Annotated in this window: 6 protein-coding genes; 4 read left to right on the top strand and 2 right to left on the bottom strand. The window is 63.0% G+C overall.

Annotation, left to right across the window (positions count from 1 at the left end):
* Window positions 1–115: 115 nt before the first annotated feature.
* Both IZU87_RS18040 and IZU87_RS08350 read left to right on the top strand, forming a co-directional pair.
* Window positions 116–1,330 carry a sensor domain-containing diguanylate cyclase gene (locus IZU87_RS18040; protein ID WP_349305172.1) on the top strand — a complete coding sequence of 405 codons (1,215 nt, stop codon included), beginning with the start codon at window positions 116–118 and terminating at the stop codon, window positions 1,328–1,330.
* Window positions 1,331–1,425: 95 nt separating this feature from the next.
* Window positions 1,426–2,292, top strand: coding sequence for a dienelactone hydrolase family protein (locus tag IZU87_RS08350; RefSeq protein ID WP_234368114.1), 867 nt, complete (start codon window positions 1,426–1,428; stop codon window positions 2,290–2,292).
* Between the two features lie 166 nt (window positions 2,293–2,458).
* On the opposite strand, the gene pncB is transcribed toward IZU87_RS08350, so the two are convergent.
* Together pncB and IZU87_RS17665 are read right to left on the bottom strand one after the other, a co-directional pair.
* Window positions 2,459–3,631: a nicotinate phosphoribosyltransferase gene (pncB, locus tag IZU87_RS08345; protein WP_043331412.1), complete on the bottom strand. Its 1,173-nt coding sequence runs from the start codon at window positions 3,629–3,631 to the stop codon at window positions 2,459–2,461.
* A 159-nt stretch (window positions 3,632–3,790) separates the two neighbouring features.
* Window positions 3,791–4,180 carry a DUF4190 domain-containing protein gene (locus tag IZU87_RS17665; RefSeq protein WP_249330498.1) on the bottom strand — a complete coding sequence of 130 codons (390 nt, stop codon included), beginning with the start codon at window positions 4,178–4,180 and terminating at the stop codon, window positions 3,791–3,793.
* Between the two features lie 103 nt (window positions 4,181–4,283).
* On the opposite strand from IZU87_RS17665, the gene IZU87_RS08335 reads away from it, so the two are divergent.
* Complete coding sequence (locus IZU87_RS08335; protein WP_349305171.1) at window positions 4,284–5,603, top strand: GNAT family N-acetyltransferase; 1,320 nt, start codon at window positions 4,284–4,286, stop codon at window positions 5,601–5,603.
* Between the two features lie 128 nt (window positions 5,604–5,731).
* On the top strand, window positions 5,732–7,027 hold the full coding sequence (locus IZU87_RS08330; RefSeq protein WP_213114243.1) for a nuclease-related domain-containing protein: 1,296 nt from the start codon (window positions 5,732–5,734) through the stop codon (window positions 7,025–7,027).
* Window positions 7,028–7,116 lie beyond the last annotated feature (89 nt).

Raw genomic sequence — 7,116 nt, 5'->3', positions numbered from 1 at the left:
GTCGTTAGGGTTTCACCCATGGCGAGTGGTCCTCTTGAATCGTGTTCTGGCAGGAATATCCTGATTCTACAAGAGAAAACCACTCGCCATCTTCGTTTTCAGGTCGGCCTCATGAATAAGCCGGGGTTATACCTACCTTTCGCCGGTCGCCTCGCAAGTGTTGGGGCTCGACCCGCAGGCCGTCATCGACGACCCCATGCTGCTGCTGGCGCGCATCGCGGGTCGCGAGCGTGAGCAGCTGCTAATGTCACTGCAGACCAGTGCCCAGCAGCAATCGCCCTGGGAAGCGGAGATACGCTATCAGCATCCGGATGGTCAGGAGCGCAGGCTGGCGTGTGTCGGGCTGCCGCAGGTGATCGACTCCCCCGAGGGCGGTGTGATCTGGAATGGCTATTGTGATGATGCCACCGCTCGATACCGTATCGAGGATGAGCTGCGCCAGAGCGAGGAGCGCTATCGCTTCATCCTCAACTCCGTCAGCGATCTGGTCAGCATCGAGGACTCCCACGGCATCTGTCAGTACATCAGCCCTTCGGTGGTAAAGCTCTGCGGCTATCGCCCGCAGGAGATCATCGGCCAGGAGATCAAGCAGCTGATCCATCCCGATGACATGCTGCGCATCGCGCAGGAGGTCCATCGTGCCGCCTGTCTCGGCGAGGTGTTTCGAATCGACTTCAGGATTCAACACAAGGCCGGGCATACGCTGTGGTTCGAGTCGATCTCGACGCCCTCGATGGATCCCGTCACCGGGCGTTATCAGCGCGTGCTGTCGGTGTCGCGCAACATTCATGAGCGCAAGCTGGTCGAACAGCGTCGCGAGCATGAAGCAATGACGGACGCCATGACCGGCGCCATGACCCGGGCCAGCTTCCTCGACACGCTCGACACCCTGCTGAGCTCGTCATCGCGGGAGCAGATGGCGTTGATCCTGTTTGATATCGACCACTTCAAGCGCGTCAATGACACTCACGGCCATGCGGCGGGCGATCAGGTGCTGATCAGTCTTGGCGAGGCGTGTCGTGCCCAGCTGCGGCGCGATGACTGCTTTGCGCGTCTGGGCGGCGAGGAGTTTGCCGTCCTGCTCACCGATGCCGGTACCGCCACCGGTGTCGGCATGGCCGAGCGCCTGCGACAACAGATCGCAGCGCTGGAGGTGCGCTTCAAGTCGCTGACACTGCGCTGCACCATCAGCATGGGAGTGGCGACACCGCTGCCGGGGGAGACCCGGGATGGCTACCTGCACCGTGCCGATATGGCGCTCTACAGTGCCAAGCGCAGCGGTCGCGATCGGGTGGTGCTGGCATCGCAGTCCTTGAGCGAGGACAATTGAGCCAATACCGGTGATCAATCGGGCACACCTGCAGCCGGTGTCTCGGGTTGTGGATCGCGTCATGCAAGTGGATCACGTCATACAAGGAGTAGGCGATGCGAATGTTACGTGGCTGGTGCGCTGGCACCCTGTTGTTTGCACAGTCGGTATTTTCCGCCGGACAGGCCATGGCCGCCGAGGATGCACCGCTGGTCAATCGTCTCGAGGGGCCGCAGGTGGTGACGGAGACGGTGACCTATCGGGCCAATGGTGAGGAGCACGTAGGCCTGATCGCACGCGATGCCAAGGCGCAGGGGCGCCGTCCCGGTATCCTGCTGGTACATGAGTGGTGGGGCTTGAACAGCTACGCCCGCAAGCGCGCCGAACAATTGGCGGGACTTGGCTACGTGGTCATGGCCGTCGACATGTATGGCGGTGGGCGCACGGCCGAGCACCCCAAGGAGGCCGGCGCCTTCTCCTCTGCAGTGATGAGTGACTGGCCCAAGGCCGAATCCAGCTTCAATTCGGCGCTGGCGGTGCTGCGCTCACGCCCGGAAGTCGATGGCGAGCGCATGGCGGCGATCGGCTACTGCTTCGGCGGTGCCGTGGTACTCAACATGGCGCTGACCGGAGCACCGCTCAAGGCGGTCGTCAGCTTCCATGGCAGCCCGTCGATTGCCGTGAAGGAACCCGAGCCGTTTGCCGGCCGGGTCGTGATCCAGAATGGCGCGGCCGATACGCTGGTGGCGCAGGAGGATCTCGACAAGCTGGTCGCGACCTTCCAGTCACTCGAGACGCGCACCACGTTGATCCAGTATCCGGGCGCCAAGCACGCCTTCACCAATCCGGAATCGGATGCCAAGGCGGCCAAGTACGATCTGCCGCTGGGCTATGACGCGGCCGCGGATTCGGCTTCCTGGCAGGTCATGCTCAACCTGTTCAATGAGGTCTTCAAGACACCGAAGAAGTCCGTCAAGACCTGAGCCGTCGTCACCGGTGCTGAAGGTGATCGACATGAAAAAGCCCGCCCGGGAAGTTTCCGGGCGGGCTTTTTCGTGGGGCTTTTTCTAGAAGCTATTTCATGAGCCTGTTTCAAGGTCTCTGGCAGGAGGCCATGGCAAGGCGTTCAGCGTTCGCTGAGCGCGCGCTTCAATCCAGCTCCTTGAGCGACAGCACCTGGTGCGCCAGACGAATCATGTCGGGGTCGCCGGTGTGTTTGCTCGAGACATCCGACAGCTTGATCACCGGCACCCATTCCTGACCTTCGGGGCGGGCTTCGGTCATCTTGATCACCATGTTCATCGGCTGCGGGCCGACATCATTGGTGAAGTTGGTGCCGATGCCGAACGACATGCCGATACGCCCGGCGCAGTAGCGCACGATGCGATCGACCTTGTCGGTGTCCAGACCATCGGAGAACACGATGGTCTTGGTCTTGGGGTCGATGCCCAGTGACTCATAGTGACGGATGGTGGTCTCGGCGAAGTCGATGGGGTCACCACTGTCGTGGCGCACGCCGTCAAACAGCTTGGCGAACTTCTTGTCGAAGCTCTTGAAGAAGGCCTGGCTGGTGAAGGTGTCAGACAGGGCGATCCCCAGGTCACCGCGATAGACCTTGACCCAGTTCTCCAGCGCCAGGATGTTGGCCATCTTGAAGCCGAAGCGCGCGGCATGAAACATGAACCACTCATGGGCGTGCGTGCCGATCGGCTTGATGCCGTGGCGCTGCGCCATGTGCACGTTGCTGGTGCCGATGAAGCAGCCGCGGCCGTGGTCCTTGAGGCCCGCGACCACCTTGTCGTGCACATCGTAGGAGTGACGACGACGAGTGCCGAATTCCGCCACGCGGATGCCGAGACGCTTGTAGTGCTCGATCTTGGCCAGGGTGCTGTCGCGCAGGGCCTGATCGCTGTCACGTTGATCTCCGCCCAGCTGATACCAGAGCTCGCTGATCATCGCCATCAGCGGGACTTCCCACAGGATGGTGCGATACCAGTAGCCTTCGATATGCACCTCCAGCTCATCACCGGTCTGGGTGATGGTGATTTCGGAGGGATCGAAGCGGAAGCCCGCCAGGAAGTCGCGGTAGGTCGGGTCCAGGAAGGGGCAGTGAAGCTCGAGGAAGGATTTCTCTTCCACGCTCAATGCCAGTTCGGCCATGTTGTCTACCGCGATGCGCAAGGCCTCGCCGAACCCCGGCGGGAACGAATGCTCGCCACGGTTGATGAAGGCGTAGCGAGCGCGCGCATACGGAAACAGTTTCACCACGGCGTTCTGCATGGTGAACTTGTAGAAATCATTATCGAGAATCGAGTACAACATCGAGGCTCGCTCAGTATCAAGGCGGCTCGGGGGAACCGGAATCGCTGGCAGGGCAGACGCTGCGAGAGGCAGGCATGCCCCGCTGGCACGGGGAAGCAATGTCGACGCATTATCCGTGCAGGCGCGCTGCACGTTCAAGCCGGAGTGTCCAGGCGCTGGTCAGGTGCTGAAGGCCATGATGCCGAACATGGTCAACATCATGCCGCCGAACATCAGCAGGCCGGCAAGCGACAGGGCGATCAGCAGATAGCCAAGAATCAGTCCGGCCAGGGCCCAGCTGTCACCGGCTTCGCCACTGCGGCGGATCTGGCTGCGCGCAATGTGACCACACACGACGCCGCCGAGTGCCGCAGGCGCGAGCAGGCAGCCGAGCACGCTCAGGGCAAAGGCGGCCACTGCCATGAGATTCGTGCTGGCATGGGTGTCCTGCGCGGGCGGGGTCGGCGCATAGGGGCCTTGAGAGGGCCCTTGCGAGGACTCTTGAGCGTGCCCCTGGGGCTGTGAGCCGCTCGTGGACGTGTCGTCCGGCGGCGTGGGAGTCTCTGTCATGTGGGTCTCGTTGTCCTGCATCATGACGACACACTAGCATGTCCTGGGATGTGCGGCATGTCTGCACCAGCGGTGGGCATGGCAAGACTATGAGGAGAGTACGGTGACAGGGCAATGGCAGGCAGAGGATGAGGCGGCTCAGGCGGTGACAGAGGCGGCGACAGACCAGCAGCAGGCTGCGAGCGCCGCAGATGCCGCACAGAAGCAGGGCTGGCGTCTGGAGGTGCTGGATTCCCTCGACGCCCTCACCGCCAGTGAATGGAATGCGCTGGCAGGCGATGACTATCCCTTTCTGCAGCATGCCTATCTGAGCGCGCTGGAAAGCTGCGGTGCGGCCAGCGCCGCCAGTGGTTGGCATCCTGCCCATCTGGTAGTGCGAGACGCCGACGGCCGCTTGCTGGCGGGGCTGCTGCGCTATCTCAAGCTGCACTCGCGTGGCGAATATGTGTTCGACCAGCAGTGGGCGGAGGCCCTGGAGCAGGCCGGTGGGCGCTATTATCCCAAGCAGTTGACTGCCGTGCCGTTCACTCCCAGCGATGGCCCACGCCTTGTCACCTCGTCGCAGTTGGCATCGCCCGCAGCCCGGCGTGCCTTGCTTGAGTGGTTGTGGCCGCATCTCAAGGCCGGCATCGCACCCGCGGCTGAGCCGGGTAGCGCGCTGCGTCGTTATGAGCACAGCGGGTTTCATCTGCTGTTTGTCTCGGCAGACGAGCGGCAAGACTGGCAGGCGGCGATTCCGGAGCTGATTTCGCGTCCCGGGATGCAATATCACTGGCAGTCACGCGGTGAGCCGGACTTTGCCACCTGGCTTGAGAGTCTGCGCTCCAAACGGCGCAAGGAGATCCGTCGCGAGCGGCGCAAGGTCGCCGAGCAAGGCTTCACGCTGGCCAGGCTCGAGGGAGCACGGATTGGCTCTGACGATATCGAGGCCTTCTACCGCTGCTACTGCATGACCTATCTCGAGCGCGGCCAGCGCCCTTATCTGCCACTCGATTTCTTCCAGCAGCTCAGGCGCAGCATGCCCGAGCGATTGCTGCTGGTGCAGGCGCGAGATGAGCAGGGCGCGCCGGTGGCGGCAGCCTTGTGTCTGATCGGCAGTGATTGCCTGTATGGTCGTTGGTGGGGCAGCGAAGTGCATGCCGACTGTCTGCACTTCGAGGTCTGCTATTACCAGGGGCTCGAATTCTGCCTGCAGCGAGGGCTCAAGCGCTTCGATCCCGGCACCCAGGGAGAGCACAAGATCAGTCGCGGTTTCGCGGCGTATGCCACCGGGTCGCTGCATTGGCTGATGCATCCCGGGCTTCAGGAGGCGGTGGCAGAGGCGGTCGAGAAGGAGGCACGTTGGATCAGCAAGGCGCGTCAGCAGGTGACGGCAATGCTGCCCTACCGGGAGCCCGCGCCCAAGACAGCGCAGGAGCGATGACCCTCAGTCTCTGTTACTACTATCCGCTATCCGCTGGCGGATTCTCCCGCGGAGTCAGAGGCAAGAAAGATTGCGAATAGAGCACTACACTGAGTTATATATATGAATGCTCTAATCCAGAGGCGCCCATGCTGATCAAGGACTGCGATTCACGGGAATACGACCTGCTGGTGCTCGAGGTGCTGGCGCAGGATGCTGCGCTTGCCGCACCCGAGCGCCACAAGGTGCTGGAGGCCCTGCGTGCGATACGTGCCCGTCAGGCGCGTCGCCGTGCACTGGCAAGCCAGCTGGATGCCTTGTTGGGGACGCGGGATGATTGGGTCGTGCTGCATGATGTGCGCCTGGCGCAGGCAGAGGGCGTGATCGAGATCGATCACCTGCTGATCAACAGCCTCATGCAGGTCTGGGTGCTGGATGCTTCCTGTTTTGATCTGACGCTCTCGATCACTCCCTTCGGTGAGTTGTTGGCCCATGGCGGACGAGTCGCGCAGGGCGGCGAGACACCCTCAGGCGAAGATGGCGTCATGGCATATGCCGTGACGCCGTGTCCCTTGCAGACGATCACTGAGCGTAGCCGCGCCATCGTGCAATGGCTGGAGGCCTCCTCGTTGTTGCCTGTGCGCCTGGGGATGACGCTGCAGCCGCAATTACGCTATCGCATCGTGGTGGCTGATGCGGCTCAGGTCAGTCGGCCGCCGGAAGATATCGTGGACAGTCGTGCGCTGCTGTCCTTCGCGCGCCTCAAGCGTCAGTGCCTGCAGGTGAGCGGCAAGACCGCTTACGTGACACGGCTGCGCAGTTTTACCCACCGCCTCGATCAGCGCCGCCTGCGCCAGCTGGGGCGCGCCATCGCGACCCAGCATGTGGCCCCCAATACGGATTGGGTGGCGGAGCTGGGCCTGGCCGCCGGCACGCGCGCGACGGAGGGCGACGCTGCCACTCAGGTATCCCCGCTGGCCTATCTATGGCAACCGCCGCTATCGCCTGAAGAGCTGGCGCGGGCCTCAGGCGAAAGCGCTGCCGTGGCGGCAGAGTCTGATGACATGGAAGGGGCGTCGGATGACACGACGCTGGCGGTCCAGCGTGGCGTGACATCTACGGCTGCCCTGAAACGGCAGTGCGGTTTTGGGGGCCGAGGGCTGCAGGCCGCGCACTGGCAGCCCGGGCACCAGACTCTGGATCAGGATAGCCGAGAAGGCCCCGCGAGCCCGCAGGCGGCAGGCGAGCAGCCGGGGGCTGCGGCCGACAATCAGCAGGGCGCGTCTTCCGCCCCGTCGCAGGATGAGGAAGGCTTGCCGCGCTGCCAGGGCTGTCGGCGGTGGCTTTCCACCCAGAGTGTCGACTTCTGTCGCCAGGCAGATCAGGCACGCGCGCTGGGCGGGCGTCTGCTCTGCAAACGCTGTCGCGACGCCTCATGCCAGTGAGGCAGCAGCACGGCGCTCTCCTCAAGTTCAGCCTTTCAGCTTCAGGCTTCTGTTCCAGCACTTTGGCCCAGTCTGGCGTTCCAGGGCGT

The organism is Cobetia sp. MC34 (genome assembly GCF_018340035.1).
Classification (GTDB): domain Bacteria; phylum Pseudomonadota; class Gammaproteobacteria; order Pseudomonadales; family Halomonadaceae; genus Cobetia; species Cobetia amphilecti.
The sequence above is the reverse complement of the archived record's forward strand: the minus strand, read 5'-3'. Positions and strand labels throughout refer to the sequence as shown.